General features: G+C 42.4%; 16 protein-coding genes. 4 read left to right on the forward strand and 12 right to left on the reverse strand.

Translation table 11 applies throughout. The features are described 5' to 3' along the window. Positions 1–210: 210 nt before the first annotated feature. Positions 211–1,176, reverse strand: a complete 966-nt coding sequence (locus J2T20_RS24220) for an NAD(P)H-dependent flavin oxidoreductase (protein WP_307592357.1) — start codon at positions 1,174–1,176, stop codon at positions 211–213. 366 nt (positions 1,177–1,542) lie between these two features. On the opposite strand from J2T20_RS24220, the gene J2T20_RS24225 reads away from it, so the two are divergent. Then, entirely contained in the window at positions 1,543–2,700 is a 1,158-nt protein-coding gene (locus tag J2T20_RS24225) for a glycosyltransferase family 4 protein (RefSeq protein WP_307592358.1), read from the forward strand. 20 nt (positions 2,701–2,720) lie between these two features. On the opposite strand, the gene J2T20_RS24230 is transcribed toward J2T20_RS24225, so the two are convergent. Genes J2T20_RS24230 through J2T20_RS24245 form a run of 4 tightly spaced genes read right to left on the reverse strand, consistent with a single transcriptional unit; the run spans position 2,721 to position 5,633 of the window. After that, positions 2,721–3,446 (reverse strand): hypothetical protein, encoded by a 726-nt coding sequence (locus tag J2T20_RS24230; RefSeq protein WP_307592360.1) that lies wholly within the window; start codon positions 3,444–3,446, stop codon positions 2,721–2,723. Next, on the reverse strand, positions 3,443–4,156 hold the full coding sequence (locus tag J2T20_RS24235) for a fluoroquinolone export ABC transporter permease subunit (RefSeq protein WP_307592362.1): 714 nt from the start codon (positions 4,154–4,156) through the stop codon (positions 3,443–3,445). The genes J2T20_RS24230 and J2T20_RS24235 overlap by 4 nt, the downstream gene beginning before the upstream one ends. Further along, complete coding sequence (locus J2T20_RS24240) at positions 4,153–5,007, reverse strand: ABC transporter ATP-binding protein (protein ID WP_307592363.1); 855 nt, start codon at positions 5,005–5,007, stop codon at positions 4,153–4,155. The genes J2T20_RS24235 and J2T20_RS24240 overlap by 4 nt, the downstream gene beginning before the upstream one ends. Positions 5,008–5,030: 23 nt before the next feature. After that, complete coding sequence (locus tag J2T20_RS24245) at positions 5,031–5,633, reverse strand: TetR/AcrR family transcriptional regulator (RefSeq protein WP_307592365.1); 603 nt, start codon at positions 5,631–5,633, stop codon at positions 5,031–5,033. A 190-nt stretch (positions 5,634–5,823) separates the two neighbouring features. On the opposite strand from J2T20_RS24245, the gene J2T20_RS24250 reads away from it, so the two are divergent. Together J2T20_RS24250 and J2T20_RS24255 are read left to right on the forward strand one after the other, a co-directional pair. Then, positions 5,824–6,408 (forward strand): class I SAM-dependent methyltransferase, encoded by a 585-nt coding sequence (locus J2T20_RS24250; protein ID WP_307592367.1) that lies wholly within the window; start codon positions 5,824–5,826, stop codon positions 6,406–6,408. A gap of 88 nt (positions 6,409–6,496) precedes the next feature. After that, entirely contained in the window at positions 6,497–6,925 is a 429-nt protein-coding gene (locus tag J2T20_RS24255) for a VOC family protein (RefSeq protein WP_307592368.1), read from the forward strand. Positions 6,926–7,004: 79 nt separating this feature from the next. Here the strand turns inward: J2T20_RS24255 and J2T20_RS24260 are convergent, their stop codons facing one another. Continuing rightward, positions 7,005–7,466, reverse strand: coding sequence for a DUF2798 domain-containing protein (locus tag J2T20_RS24260; protein ID WP_307592370.1), 462 nt, complete (start codon positions 7,464–7,466; stop codon positions 7,005–7,007). Positions 7,467–7,610: 144 nt separating this feature from the next. Here J2T20_RS24260 and J2T20_RS24265 point away from each other — a divergent pair, with 144 nt between their 5' ends. Beyond that, the gene (locus J2T20_RS24265; protein WP_307592372.1) at positions 7,611–8,033 is read left to right on the forward strand and encodes a MarR family winged helix-turn-helix transcriptional regulator; all 423 of its coding nucleotides are present in this window, start codon (positions 7,611–7,613) and stop codon (positions 8,031–8,033) included. 51 nt (positions 8,034–8,084) lie between these two features. Here J2T20_RS24265 and J2T20_RS24270 read toward each other — a convergent pair whose 3' ends face one another. From J2T20_RS24270 to J2T20_RS24295, 6 genes are all read right to left on the reverse strand, one after another. Then, positions 8,085–8,579 (reverse strand): SRPBCC family protein, encoded by a 495-nt coding sequence (locus J2T20_RS24270; protein ID WP_307592374.1) that lies wholly within the window; start codon positions 8,577–8,579, stop codon positions 8,085–8,087. A 72-nt stretch (positions 8,580–8,651) separates the two neighbouring features. After that, positions 8,652–9,578: a 1-phosphofructokinase family hexose kinase gene (locus J2T20_RS24275; RefSeq protein WP_307592375.1), complete on the reverse strand. Its 927-nt coding sequence runs from the start codon at positions 9,576–9,578 to the stop codon at positions 8,652–8,654. Positions 9,579–9,768: 190 nt separating this feature from the next. Then, the gene (locus J2T20_RS24280) at positions 9,769–11,727 is read right to left on the reverse strand and encodes an ATP-dependent DNA helicase (protein WP_307592377.1); all 1,959 of its coding nucleotides are present in this window, start codon (positions 11,725–11,727) and stop codon (positions 9,769–9,771) included. Positions 11,728–11,960: 233 nt separating this feature from the next. After that, on the reverse strand, positions 11,961–12,587 hold the full coding sequence (locus J2T20_RS24285; protein WP_307592379.1) for a DUF421 domain-containing protein: 627 nt from the start codon (positions 12,585–12,587) through the stop codon (positions 11,961–11,963). Between the two features lie 121 nt (positions 12,588–12,708). Continuing rightward, positions 12,709–13,767, reverse strand: a complete 1,059-nt coding sequence (locus J2T20_RS24290; protein ID WP_307592380.1) for a glycoside hydrolase family 43 protein — start codon at positions 13,765–13,767, stop codon at positions 12,709–12,711. Between the two features lie 243 nt (positions 13,768–14,010). Then, the gene (locus J2T20_RS24295; protein ID WP_307592382.1) at positions 14,011–14,424 is read right to left on the reverse strand and encodes a VOC family protein; all 414 of its coding nucleotides are present in this window, start codon (positions 14,422–14,424) and stop codon (positions 14,011–14,013) included. Positions 14,425–14,499: the final 75 nt, after the last annotated feature.

Below are 14,499 nucleotides of genomic sequence, written 5' to 3' on the forward strand. Positions count from 1 at the left end.
TGTTGCTCTGAAGCAAGAAAAAATTAAGACCGCCCTATCCATCCCCCACCTACCTTTGGTTGAGGAAGAGGAATTCCGGGCAGTTTGTTAAAGCATTGCATAATTATAATTTATATTCACTCTTTCTTTCAATAGGTTTGTGAAAAAAATAACACCTACGCTTGGGAGTCCCAAACGTAGGTGTTCGATAGTCAGCAATCATGAGGATTCTTAACCCGTTGTGGTCATAGCCCCTTGATACTCGTTCATTAATTTATCCATAATCTGCTGTACAGATAAAATTTCTTTAATCTCATGGACTCTGGACCCGGCAAATACCAGCCCGTTCTGAACATCTCCTCTAAGCGAGGTTAGCAGAGATTCCATGGTGCAGAAGCGATAAGAACAAACCTTTAGACAATCATGACATTTAACAATTTTCACTTTGCCATCATCACTAATCAGATCTGTGAATTCATTTCGAATCGCTCTTCCCTCTAAACCCACTGTAGACTTAATTAAGACAGTATCACCCTGCTGAGCATCTACGTACTTTTGTTTGAAGGACAGCGGAGCATCACATTCATGACTAGCCACAAAACGAGTACCCATTTGAACACCGGATGCACCGATCCGAAGAGCTTTTGCAATATCATCCCCTGTTAAAATACCACCCGCCGCAATCACCGGAATGGAAACGGCTTCTACTACTTCAGGCAGAATATCAAACATAGATCTATCTGTCCCTAAATGACCTCCAGCTTCAAAACCCTCAACTACGACCGCAGCGGCCCCCAGCCTTTCAGAGATTCTGGCTAATTTAGCGGATGAAACAATGGATACCACAGGTGTGTTATATTCTTTGCCCCAAGCATAAATATCTCTGGAAATTCCGGCCCCGGAAATAATAAAGTCCACCTTTTCTTCCAAAGCAGCCTTCATTTTATCAGCAAAATCCTTCATGGCGAATAATACGTTCACACCGATATATCCAATCCCTTGGGAGAGTTCTCTTGTTTTACGAATATGCATTCTAAGTTCATCAGTAGTGATTCCTGTACCGGAAATGGTACCGATCCCGCCAGCTTTGGCTACAGCGGCAGCTAGTCCGCTTAAGGATATGCCTACACCCATTCCACCTTGAATAACAGGAACCTGGGATTTAATATGCCCGAATTGGATTGTTGGAAGTTTCAATGAAGCACCTCTTTCACTATTTGTAGATCGTTATCAAAACTCCAAGGAGTAATAGCTATAAAGGTAACACAGTTAATTGTTTGCCGATGTGACTGAGCGCATGCCAAAACTATGTTAAATGTCATCTCCATCAGCATTTTTCAGCACAAATACCCTTATCTGTCATTCATAATAATGGGTCAAATATTGAAATAATATACCCTAGGGTTAATGCAGATCTTAAGTTCACAAATTTCATAAGATGTTTATGTAAAATAAGCAATTGAGGTGTTAATTTGAGAGGCTTTTCCACTTAACACGCCTTTGACTCCTAACAAATATTCCTTTGTTACAATTAGAGAAATAGGAGTTATGGGAGGGATATCCATGCGTCTTGCCATATTTACAGACACATTTCTTCCGCAAACGAACGGTGTTGCCCGCACTCTTTACCGATTAACCGAACATTTGAATCAACGTGGCATAGAGCACCTGCTATTCACACCAAAATCAGCCCCCGAAGGAACCTACGCCGATCCGATACGTCCCATTGCCAGTATTCCCTTTTTTATGTACCCAGAGTGCAGGCTTGCACTACCAAATATGGCATCGATCCGGAGTGAATTGAACGCTTTCCAACCGGATTTGCTGCATATGGCTACCCCTTTCAATATTGGACTTTGCGGTCTACGCTATGCTCACAAGCATGGACTCCCCCATGTTGCTTCCTACCATACCCATTTTGATCGTTATCTTGAATATTACAGGATGAAAAGAATCGTTCCGCTATACTGGAAGTACATGAATTGGTTCCATCGCTCCTGCGATGCTACATTTGCCCCTTCAAGTGAGACGCTGGATACTCTACGTCACCAAGGGTTTGATCATCTGAAGCTATGGTCCAGAGGTATAGACTGTCAGCTGTATACACCTCAAAAACGCAGTAATGACGTACGGGAACGTTACGGAATAACTGCACCTCTATTACTGCTATTTGTAGGTCGGATCGCCCCTGAAAAAGACATTTCAACCCTCGAACTTGCCATGCAGAAACTTCCCGAATCCATGCATTCCCAGGTACATTGGTTAGTAGTTGGAGACGGTCCGCTTGGGTCGGATCTTCGAACGAGAGTTCCACTCAATGTAACCTTCACCGGCTACAAGCATGGCGAGGAGCTTGCACAATTATATGCCTCGGCAGATTTATTCGTCTTTCCTTCTAGTACAGAAACGTTCGGGAATGTTGTCCTGGAGGCAATGGCCTCGGGGCTGCCCGTAATTGCAGCTAATGCAGGAGGTGTGACGGACTTAGTCGTCTCCGGTCGTACCGGTATTTTGGTCAAACCTCGTTGTGCAGATGCTATAGTTCGCGAGATTTTAAATTGGATAAATCGGCGGGAGCAGTTGGCCGTGATGGGACTTGAAGGCCGGAGACTCGCGTTAAGCCGCTCGTGGGAGAATATTTTTGATGGACTCATAAGTGATTATGAAGAAATTATTGATATTAAGCGGACCCAAAGGACTGCAAGGATTTTCACCGCTTAAGGAGACCTTTTATATACAAATTAATCCACTCTCTTGATAAATACTTTAACCATTATCATCAATAAAAAAACATGAATTAACAGCCCTAAAGCAAAATGGCTAAAAGCTGCGAGATGCCTATCTCCCATCCCTTCCAAAAAGGTCTTAGCAGGCCAATAAGACGGTATCCAAGCACCCAGCAGTTGCCATCCACCCGGCACGAAATAAGCAACAACAGGCCCGGCTATGAATAAGCCCCCTAATTTGGATAAAGCCAAACCCTCCACCTTGTTCGCAGCAAATGCAGACAGGAATAAGGCAAAACAGGGTGCTTCCAGAGCCAGCAGCAGAAGTACATAGAGACTCTCTAAGCTTATTTCAGCTATTCCGGAGAATAGTAAATATAATGACGATAGCACAGTACACAATATTGAAGGGAGAAATAACCTGTAAACCATATAGCCTTTTCGCATGAGTGGGGTGACCGCATAGTAGGCTATAACTTCTTCATCGCGTTCATCTAGCATTAATAGACCCGTCATCATACCGATAAGCATGGGGATGACCGTAATCAGGAAGGAAGCAGCAAACCCTCTGTACTCACCTAGATGAAACGCATAACGATCTTCCAGCCAATGCTCCGCAATAGAAAAGCCAAATCTGGAGAGAAAGAGAAGCGCCAGCGGCCCCAAGATGCCAGCCATAAGAACAGGATCAAGTCCGGCATGGCGTATGTCGTTTATAAGCAGTGCTCTATACTTCCTCATCTACCTGCACCTCCCGAGCCTACCCGCATCAAAATATGTTGTTCATAGGAACGTCGAGCCCAGACATAAACTGCATAATTCCATACCGACAAAACCAATAAAGAATACAAATAATCTCTGAGTATCAAAGTAGAATATGCCGATTGTAACAGCCTTAAAGTTCCTTCGGTGGGCAAGAGTAGAAACAGCTTCGATTCCCATACATTAAAATAACCGAGCAAAGGAAGCACGAATGGCAGTGCATAAACCTGGGAAAGCAAAATAAAACTGTTAATCGTCTGGCAGCGAGCCACTACTCCAATGGACAAGAGAGTCATAAAGCTCGATGTCAGTAAGATACCCGCAGAGAAGCTGAAAGGAGATTCCGGTATGCCCATGGTTAGCAGATGAATCACCCAAGCCGAGAGTAAGGACAGCAGAGAAAATGACCCAGCTTTCGCCAGCAAGTATTCCCGAGTTCGGATCGGGGTGACAAATAAGGAGTCATGAATACCTTGATCTCTTTCAAGCAGAATAATTCCTCCGGCAAAAATAAGCCCAAGCGCACTTGGATCACTAAAGGTTAGCAGAACCATTACCTTTTCCTTGTGGACCTCAGGGACGAAATGCATCAGAACCCAATAAAAAGCACAGACAACTAGATAGACTCCATAAAATCCGTGCCGCCATTGGAATCGGACATCAAAGGCAAAAGCAGACGAAGTCCTCATGTAAGCTGCCTCCCGGTGATATCAATGAATATTTGTTCCAGACCTGCCTCAAGGGAGTGAATCGTCTCCACCGGATTTTCCCTTATGAGCTGCAGGAATCGATCATTATTACCAATAGCCTCTAGGGAAAACTCTTCTTTGATTATCTCGCCATGCTGACGATACTCAACAAGGATTCGCTTCTGGCCCTGCCGAAGCTTCAACTCCCGAGGGGAATCTATCAGCTTAATTTGACCGTCAACGATGAACGCAACCCGATCACAAAGTTCCTCTGCGGCCTGCATGTTATGCGTCGTAATAAGCACCGTTGTACCCGCCGCTTTCTTTTCCAGAATCAGATCCTTCATTCGCTTTGCATTCACGGGGTCCAGCCCGGAAGTAGGTTCATCAAGGAAAAGTATTTCCGGTTTATTTAATAAGGCCCGGCAAAAATTCAGACGCATCTTCATCCCCTTGGACAGCTCCGAAACTCTCAGTTTAGCAGCATCGGCTAGATCAACCTGCTGTAGTAATTGCATAGGGTCCTCAGTTCGACCTGAATATAGTGACCGGAACAGTTTTAGATTTTCTAAAGCTGTGAATTTGGTATAAAAATTCGGGAATTCGAAGGCTACTCCAATTCGTTCAAAATAGTCAGGTCCGGTATCCCGTATTTCCTTCCCCATCACCTTTACGCTGCCCTGATAAGCTTTCAGCACGCCAATCAATATTTTTTGAGTTGTGCTTTTACCAGCTCCTGAGGGGCCGAGAAAACCAAATATTTCTCCCTGCGGAATCGCAAAGTCAAGCCCGTGGAGTGTACGATCCTTTTGATTCGGATAAGAAAATTGAAGATCTTTGACTTCGATCATAAGACTCATTCCTTTCAGCCCGGTTATCTTGATACCATTCCTTCAGCTAAGAGATCAACCAGAAGTTCCAAGGTAGCTGGAAACAGCTTCTCCCCGATCTCTTCCTTATGCAGCGTCAACAAAACGAGGGCGCGAATTAAACTTACAATTAGATCCGAAGCTACTCCTCTCAATATCCCCTGAGCCTGCCAGGTTTCAATAACGGGCATTAAAGAGTCCTTGTCCTCCGCAAAATTCTTTTCCTGAAGCTCTTGAGGCAATTTTCGGATAAGCTGCTCCATCTCGCCCCGAACGGTCATTTGACGCAGCAGCGGACTGTCATCCATTAATTGAAAGGCTTGCAGCAAAAATTGCTTAATCCCTTCTTTACTAATGGAATCCCCTGGTTTGAACGAATCTAGCATGGTGTCTCGAATCCGCTTTTCATCCTCCTGCAATATTTCAAAAAACAATTCCTCCTTCGATCCGAAAAATAAATAAAATGATCCCTGAGAGATACCAGCAGCTTTTGTAAGGTCTTCTACACTCGTCTTTTTAAGGCCTCGAGCTTCAAAGCTGCGGCGGCCCTCTGTTAATAATTTCTCATTAATCCACGCTCGTTCTTGATCTGAAAATTTCTTGGGCAAGGGAATCAACTCTCTTTTGTGATTTTATGAATATTTTTATTTTTTATTCACAGAATACGCCTGAACTTACATCATGTCAATGTATTATTGAACTTTCTAGGATTATTAGCGTTATTTCATGAATATTTGCTGGCAGGTTAAGTCACACTAGACTTCGTTACTTACAGAAACGGTGGTGAATACAAACTCTATGCCTCTTTCTCCGCGAATGTACCATTGGTTTGTTCGTCCACAATGGTTCACTAAAAAATATATCCATGAGCATATTCAGAACGGGTTTCAATTAGAGAAGAAGGAAATTCTTGATTTTGGATCCGGGACCGGTGCAAATTGTTCTATTTGCAGGCCTGAGGTCTATCTTGGAATTGAGCCGGATAGAGAACGGGTTAACCTGGCCAAGCGAATTTATCCCAACCATAACTTTATGCACTTTGATGAAAAAACAATTCCGGCTAAAGATAACTCCTTCGACTATATTTTCGTTATAGCGGTTCTCCACCATTTGAACGATCAGCAAATCAATGATTATTTGTTGGAATTTGAACGGATATTAAAACCTGATGGGGAAATCATTGTAATGGAACCCTATCTTTGTGAACGCAAGCCCTTAAATAACCGCTTTATGAATTGGTACGATGATGGTGAATATATTCGAAATGAGGACAGCTATTTGGACTTATTTCATGCTGGTCAATATAAATGTCAGGTATTGAAAAAATTTACGAAATGCTTTGTTTATAATGAAGTCTTCTTTTCGGCCAAGCCGATAGTTTGATTCCCATTTTGTGTGGTTAAATGTTACAATTTTAATGTAAATCATTCCTGGGGTGATTTATATATCATAAGACTGAGGAGTGTGGCAAATGGCTTTAGATGTATATCTTAATTTCAATGGGAATTGCCGGCAAGCCGTGGAATTTTACGCAGAGGTATTTGAGGCCGAGAAGTTGCACATTATGACCTTTGGAGAAGCCCCGCCTAATCCGGAGTTTAATCTCCCTGAAGAAGCAAAAGATTTAGTTATGCACACTCATTTGAACATTATGGGCAGCACTGTAATGTTTTCTGATGTTTTTCCAGGCATGCCGTTTACGGCCGGAAATAACATTAGCCTCACGATTGTAAGCAAGAACACTGATGAAATTAAATCTCTATACGGGAAACTCAAAGAAGCCGGCACCGTAAGTATGGAGCTTCAAGAAACCTTCTGGAGCAAATGTTATGGCATGGTAACCGATAAATTCGGCATTCACTGGCAATTGAGCCATGATGATGGACAAACTGCTATGTAGCTTTAGATAAACCAAAAAGGATATAGATCTTTTCCCTAAAGAAAAGAATCTATATCCTTTTTACAACTGAAAATGCCGGTTAAGTAGAAACAGCAGGCGTGACTTTTAGGAAGATAAATCGTGTCAACGGGCCCACTATGAGAAATTGAAGCGGCAAGGCACAAATGAAATTTTTGCCTACTGAAGTCAGATAGGCCATTGGCAAAGCCGCCGTGAAACCGACATGTATAACAGCTCCATAGAAAGACATAAACAGCACCATACCGGTAACCATGAAAAAGGAGATCAGCATTATTTTTTTGATCATAGGATCACTCTCTTTTATCAGTCTGTGAGCAATCCCTTTGGCGATCTTGCCTACAATAAAAATATCTACAACAAGAGCAAATATAAACGCCGGCAAATAGCCGATAACTACGCCCTTAAGGAGATTTCCCGACAGCCCTTCCATTAAAATCACATTGTAAAAACTCATTCCAACAACCATTAAAGCACACATAATTAACGTAAAAATAAAAGTTTCCCTCTTATTACTTCCCATTATACTGCTCCCTTGCATCCAAGTATTGTCCACTCGGTTACAATATCACGCCTCTTTTATTTCGTCAACCAAGTTGACAATAATTCCAAAAGCCTTATACTAACTATGTAATGCCTTATCTTATTCAGTATTCAGGAGGTCCCGATGAATCATTATTTACAAGATTTGAATCTGATTGATTTACTTAGCGAAAAGCATTTAGCTTTGCGTAAAAAAGTGATCGACTCCATATCAGAGGATCTGAATAAAACAGAGACCCACATTCTAGCCATTCTTGAGGTTCATCAGAAGCTTTCTATTTCTGAAATCAGTAGAATCATTAACCTTTCCAGACAGGGAACTCATAAAAGTATTCACGGTCTGTTAGGTCGGGGTTATGTGAAAAGTGTTGATGTTGAGAATAATCACCGCGACAGACATATCTCACTTACCACAAAGGGTCTTGAGTCAAATACAAATATGATGATCATAAAAAAACAACTTGAGCAAGAGATTATCCATAAGCTTGGGGAAACCAACGTTGAAATGATCAAAGCACTACTTAAAGAGGAATGGCTACAGAATTAAAAAAAGCGCGCCAATAAGTATTGGCAGCGCTATAGCTTCAATATAAAGTGATTATACTTTTGTCAAATACTCGGCAAGTTGATCAAAGGTACCGCCGAAGCCTTGTTCCATAGACTCGAACATTCCTCTATAAAAGATAAGCTCTTCTTCGGTAGCATTTAATGGACCTCCACGGAGCGTGAGTGTAGTTTTGCCCTCATTTTCGGTGAAGGTTACAGTATTTAGTATTTCAATCGGAAACTCCGCACTGAATAGCGCTCGAACAGCATCACCCTCTTCATTGGAAAAGGAATTAATAAATACAATTTTCTCTGGAGCTACGATTTCACGGTAGACAAATCTCCCCCACATAACGTCACCTTCAGGTGAACGCATATTGTAGTGAAAGATACCCCCTGGCCGAAAATCCAGCTTGGCAATTCCCAATTCTAAACCTATGGGTCCCCACCAATTTTTCAGATGCTCAACTTCCGACCATACTTTGAACACAAGCTCTCGTGGCGCGTCTAATACACGTGTGTACACAAATTCATTAGCTTCGGTCATGTTGTACCTCCATATTATTTTCTTATTTTGAATATACCATTTAAGGAATATTCACGTCAAGGAATATTAACTTCATCCCTTGTCCATACTCTCGAATAATCTTTCAGTATCATCCCGTTTACACAATTCCCGTTCAGGATTCATAACTGCAGCAGCTCCGGCCGCGACACCAAATTGTACAGATTGCCGTAAACTTAGGCCTTGGGCCAAACTATACACCACTCCAGCTACTAAGCTGTCACCAGCCCCCACAACACTTAAGACTGGAACATCAGGTGCAGGAATATGCTCGGTACTCTCCTTAGTAACTAACAGGGCACCCTCGCCGCCTAAAGATACGATCACAACCTTGGTTCGGCCTTCATCAATAAGCTGGAGCGCAGCAGCCTTTATTTCATCCTCATTGTCAATTTCTCTTCCGGTCAATTCTTCTAGTTCTCGTGCATTAGGTTTCAATAAATATACACCGGCATCCGCAGCTAGCTGCAGCGCTTCTCCTGATGTATCTACTATCACCCGGGCATTCCACTTCTTGGCTTCCTCTACCACTCGGGCATAGAAGTCTTTGGGACATCCCGGAGGAAGGCTGCCGCTTGCTACGATATATGTAGGTTCAACGGTTACTGCCTTTAATTGTTCGAGGCATCGTTCCCAATCACTTTCGATAAATACCGGCCCCGGCATATCAAATCTAAACTGCTGGCTCGTAGATTCCTCCAGCACAATCAAATTTTCACGGGTTTGTCCTGCAATGGGTATAGATTGGAGAGTAACACCCTCACGTTCAAGCATTTGCTGCAGCAACTGACCGTGTAATCCCCCGGATGTAAATAAGGCTAACGATTCTCCCCCTAATCTGTGGATTGCCCGGGATACATTTACCCCGCCGCCGCCCGGCTTGTAGGAGGCTTCACGACACCGCATTTTGTGATCGGGTACCACTTGCTTAATACTTGTGCTCGCATCTACGCTAGGGTTAATCGTCAAAGTTACGATCATGTTTTAACGTCTCCTTTTTTCTAGTACGATCTATTTTTTCCACACAGCTGAGTACTTCTTTCTGTATTTCAGATTCTCTTTGTATTTCCAATTCATGTATTTCCTATCAATTTGTTTTTATTGTACCACAAACAAAAAACGCCTGGTTTCCCAGACGTTTCGTGATTGCAAACGTAATCATTCAATCATTCTAATGTTTCTGTACTTCAAGCTTCTGTAGCTTGATTCCCTTTGGCATTACCGAAGAGATGTATTCGTGCACCGGGTGCTGTCCGTCAGCTTCCGCAAGAACAGTTACAATCCCTTGGTCTTCACCCGTTCGAATCAAACGGCCCATGCCCTGTTTAAGTCGGAGTAGCATGTATGGAAGATCCACATCCTCAAAAGGAGATGTTGTTTCCGCCCGCTTCGCCATAAAGACAGGGTCAAGCGGAGGATAAGGCAGTGACCAGATAATAACATTAGAAAGTGAGGGACCCGGAATATCTAGGCCTTCCCACAAAGTAACAGCACACAGAACACTATGTTCATCCCGCTGAAAAGCAGAGATCAAATAGCTAATCTCTTGATCGCCTTCATACAAGAACGTGTACTCACGAAGCTGTGGTCTAAGTCCACACTCCTGTTTGAATTGCTGTAACTCCTCTCGGGTACGGAACAGCACTAAAGCTCTTCCTTCCGATTGTTCGATTAAATTCATGGATATCTCCATTTTGTCGGAAAAGTCCCCAGTAAGCTTCTCCGGCAGATACACCTTCATCTGGTTCTCATAATCATACGGTGAATCTACCGAGAATGAGAGATAATCCTTTACTCCAAGACTATCCTGCAAATAATGAAAACTTTTATCCACTGACAATGTAGCAGAAGAGAATACAATAGGCATCTTCTGGCTGAACAAGCCTTCCTCAAGTACTTGCTTAACATTACGGGGCATAACAGACAAGGTCATACCGTCACTGTCTTCCGACGCCCAGCATATCAATGCACCTGAATCTTCGAACAGTTTCAACGCGATCTCCATCATTTCCAGACGTTCTTCTACAATTCGCAGTTGATACTCATCAAGTGTATACAGCTCGCTCTCAAAGACCAATTCTTCTTCAATCTTTGCAATTACACTGCGCATCCGATGTACATCACGAATCAACAGTGCATTCAGTTCAATGCTCATACGGTCCGAACCCGGAATATGACGGCTCTGGCGACGAATGCGATCAAACATAATTTCACTTTGCAGGATTGCTTCATCGATAAGAACAGCAAGCGATTCACGAATTTCATTCTGCAGAAGGCGTGTCAGCAGTTCTTCAAATACAACATGCTTCATTTTATAACCTAAAGCCTTCATTGCCGCCGATTCTAGTAAATGCCCCTCGTCAAATACAACCGCACTGTGCTCTGGAAGCAGCGGGATTTGACCCTCTCGTTTCCGGGCTTCATAGGTCCACACATGCTCCATGTAATAATCGTGAGAACATATAATCAAATCCCCGGATTTCCGGTAATGATCGCGTGACAACGTCTGACCACAGCGTTGGCGCATATCGCAGGTTAAGCAATCCTGAAAGGTATCCCAATTAATCTGGTTCCATTGTTCATCATTTAGATCTGAATAAATCTTACGGTCCCCATACGCATGGAACTGCTGCATTGGCTTATAGGAATGTACAAAATCAGGTAATGTATCATACAGTTCCTCAAGCGGCAAGCTTTCATCATCACGGTTACGAGCCTGATCCAGCTTCTTTAAGCACAAATATTTATCCGGGGATTTAGCCAGTCTGGCGTCAATTACCATATCCAGGTGCGTTGCAAGCTTCGCAATATCACCCTCCGGCTTCACCAACTGCTCAATTAACGACTCATCCGCGCAGGCGATAATTACCGGCTTACCGGTATAACGCGCATAACAGATGCTGTACAGTAAATACACCAGGGTCTTACCCGTTCCTACTCCAGCCTCAGCAAAAATCGTTGTCTTATCTGCAAAAGCCCGTTCCAACTGATAAGCCATATATATCTGTTCATCACGAACTTCAAAACCTGCCTCAGGGAGGATTTCATAAAAAACATCCCCAACCCATTCGCCTACTTGCTCTATAAAAGATCTGGTAGGATCATACTCAAAAGGATACCGCTTCGCCACCAAACCTACCTCCAATATTAAGTTCCGGCATTTCGCATGCCATAACAAGTTCTAACATCCATTGCAAAACTTAATTTTCTCATAAGTTAGAGAAAAACACAAAACTTATTTATTTAATGCTCTATAGCTTAATGTAGATTCACCCAATAAACAAGGACAAGAGCCTCCATACGAGGAAGCTCCTGTCCTTGTTTTGTTATACCTTATAATATGTCGTAAAAGTATAGTCTGAGTTATTGAAGTTCTTCTTCCACACTGTGCTTCTGCTCTTCATGTAATTCATCAAATAGCGATGGGTCTTCCTTATTAGTTGAAACGTCTATTTCTGGAAAGCTATTAGTCCGTGGACTTGTCCGAAAATATGAATCAAGAAGTAATGTCATTTGTTGGATTGTGATTGGTTTGGCATGATCCAACAGTTCATAACCAATATGTCCATTTGTTTCAATAGTTACTGTCTTTAAGTCCTTTATATGAGTTATCCCATTTTGGCGCAGCTTCATTTCGAGCTGATCTACGGTCAGGCGATGTTTTTTCAATTCTTCAACCTGCAATTCACCATTTTTAATGACGATTACAGAACTACCACGAATAAACTTTTCAATACCATTCGATTTAATTTGCAGAAACTCAACTAAGACTAATATGAATATGAACGTTGTGGCTGCAATAATAGCCATCCAAATGCTTTTATTTGCAATAGGTTGAACGATTACCGTCCCAATAGATACCATAATGACTGTAGTTGGAACGGTCATTTGAGAGATAGATTTTCTTCCTGCGAGTCTAAGCAATAACATCCCTGTTATTATTACAACAAACGACTTCCATACTTCGTCCAATATCTCACGAAAATTCATCTCTTATTGTTCTCCTTTAATTGGATATTCGAGATAAGTATTGGATTATGGACCGGAAGTTATTCAAACCCAGACCCACTACATTGAATCTTCATATGGGTAGATGTTTTTGGTTATAGTCTTATTTCTCAACTCCAGGGCGTCCTAAATTCGGTGTTCCGTCATCATTCCAGGTGAAGAATTGTGCCCATGCATGGCGGTTCGCATCAAACAGCGGATCCCCTTGGATATCTTTGTAGGGACGCGCGTGGTAAATCAAAATATCTTTTTTACCGTCAGGTGTTGTAGTAAAACTATTATGTCCGGGACCGTATCTGCCGGTTTCAGGATTACTGAAGAAGATAGGTGTCTCCGACTTTGTCCAGGATTTAGGATCAAGCAAGTTACTCGAACCAGATGCTGTCAATAACCCCATTGCATAGTTATCATCTGTAGCACTGCCCGAATAAGTGATAAATACCTTATCCTTATTCTTGATTACCGCTGCTCCTTCATTTACTTTGAAGCCAATTCTCTCCCACGGTTGATCCGGCTTGGATAGTAGAGTCTGCTGGCCTTTCAGAGTCCAGGGGTTCTCAAGTTCCGCAATATATAAATTCGAGTTGCCTTCAATATCAAAAGCTTTCTGAGCCCAAACCAGATACATAACTTCATTATATTCAAAAGTAGTCGCGTCCAGAGAAAAGGATTCCCAGTTCGTTTTTAACTGGCCCTTTTCGATCCAAGTTCCTTCAAGCGGTTTAGCAGCATCATTCTCCAAGACATAAATTCGATGATCAAAGGGTGCATCTTCTCTGGCTGCTGCGAAATAGATATACCACTTCCCCTTGTAAAAGTGAATTTCAGGTGCCCAAATATGCTTACTTCCCGGACCGCTCTCCTGTTTGGTCCATACATCCGCCGTTTCAGCTTGTCCCAACTCACTCAGGGTCTTCGCTCGGCACAGTTCAATACGATCATATTCAGGAACAGAACCTGTGAAATAATAATAGCCGTCCGAATGCAAATATACCCAAGGATCAGCACGCTGCTCCACGATTGGATTCCTAAAGTCAGATTGTTCTGCGGCTACTGAGGCGTTATCATTCAACACTGACTTCCTTCCTTCGGATTTCTCCGTACAGCCTAGCAAAGCTAAAATTAATATCAGCAGTAAGCTTTTACTCGCAATACTTCTCATTTAGATCCCCTCTTCCGCCAACATTCTTAAAAGTAAGCGCTATCAACCCGTTCATTGTATCCTCTCCGTTTCTTTTACATATATATAAATCGTTTTATATTCACTTAAAACAATTAACACTTTTATGATAAATTCACCCTATTTGTTTGTCAATCCAATTCCACAATTTCGGTTAAATAATAAAAGCAAAAAGGAAGCGGTAAGTTACCGCCTCCCTTTGTACAAGGTAATTATTTGAGTTCTTTATTCCGTAGGCATCTTACTAAGATCCATATACAACACATTCCACCGATGACCATCCAAATCTGCGAAACCTGCTCCGTACATCCAGCCCTGATCTATAGGTTTGCTGTATATGGTCCCCCCTGCCTGCTCCACCTTGCTAACCAGTACATCTACTTCTTCTTTGCTTTCTGCACCAATGGAGAACAATACCTCCGAACCTTGCTGGGTATCTGCAATTTTGATACTTGTATATTTTTCAAATGTAGCCTCCGGAAATAGCATGACAATCACATTCTTATCCCCTACAACCAAGCTGGCCATTTCATTGTTATTCGCGTGGCGTGAATTTAGCGGGAAACCCAAAGCGGAGAAAAATTCCCTTGATTTGTTGAGATCTTTCACTGGAAGGTTGATCCAAATATCTTTGGTCATAGTATAGGCTCCTTTTTTAACATATTGTTTAATTTCCCCATATATAGGATTCATATTAGCACATAATAAAACTCA

The sequence above is a fragment of the Paenibacillus wynnii genome, from assembly GCF_030812855.1.
Lineage (GTDB): Bacteria > Bacillota > Bacilli > Paenibacillales > Paenibacillaceae > Paenibacillus_AQ > Paenibacillus_AQ wynnii_A.

What these genes read in the sequence shown, in the direction of transcription:
- J2T20_RS24225 (WP_307592358.1), top strand. Translation starts at nt 1,543, where the DNA reads ATGCGTCTTGCCATATTTACAGACACATTTCTTCCGCAAACGAACGGT.
- J2T20_RS24230 (WP_307592360.1), bottom strand. Translation starts at nt 3,446, where the DNA reads ATGAGGAAGTATAGAGCACTGCTTATAAACGACATACGCCATGCCGGA.
- J2T20_RS24235 (WP_307592362.1), bottom strand. Translation starts at nt 4,156, where the DNA reads ATGAGGACTTCGTCTGCTTTTGCCTTTGATGTCCGATTCCAATGGCGG.
- J2T20_RS24240 (WP_307592363.1), bottom strand. Translation starts at nt 5,007, where the DNA reads ATGATCGAAGTCAAAGATCTTCAATTTTCTTATCCGAATCAAAAGGAT.
- J2T20_RS24250 (WP_307592367.1), top strand. Translation starts at nt 5,824, where the DNA reads ATGCCTCTTTCTCCGCGAATGTACCATTGGTTTGTTCGTCCACAATGG.
- J2T20_RS24255 (WP_307592368.1), top strand. Translation starts at nt 6,497, where the DNA reads ATGGCTTTAGATGTATATCTTAATTTCAATGGGAATTGCCGGCAAGCC.
- J2T20_RS24260 (WP_307592370.1), bottom strand. Translation starts at nt 7,466, where the DNA reads ATGGGAAGTAATAAGAGGGAAACTTTTATTTTTACGTTAATTATGTGT.
- J2T20_RS24265 (WP_307592372.1), top strand. Translation starts at nt 7,611, where the DNA reads ATGAATCATTATTTACAAGATTTGAATCTGATTGATTTACTTAGCGAA.
- J2T20_RS24270 (WP_307592374.1), bottom strand. Translation starts at nt 8,579, where the DNA reads ATGACCGAAGCTAATGAATTTGTGTACACACGTGTATTAGACGCGCCA.
- J2T20_RS24275 (WP_307592375.1), bottom strand. Translation starts at nt 9,578, where the DNA reads ATGATCGTAACTTTGACGATTAACCCTAGCGTAGATGCGAGCACAAGT.
- J2T20_RS24285 (WP_307592379.1), bottom strand. Translation starts at nt 12,587, where the DNA reads ATGAATTTTCGTGAGATATTGGACGAAGTATGGAAGTCGTTTGTTGTA.
- J2T20_RS24290 (WP_307592380.1), bottom strand. Translation starts at nt 13,767, where the DNA reads ATGAGAAGTATTGCGAGTAAAAGCTTACTGCTGATATTAATTTTAGCT.
- J2T20_RS24295 (WP_307592382.1), bottom strand. Translation starts at nt 14,424, where the DNA reads ATGACCAAAGATATTTGGATCAACCTTCCAGTGAAAGATCTCAACAAA.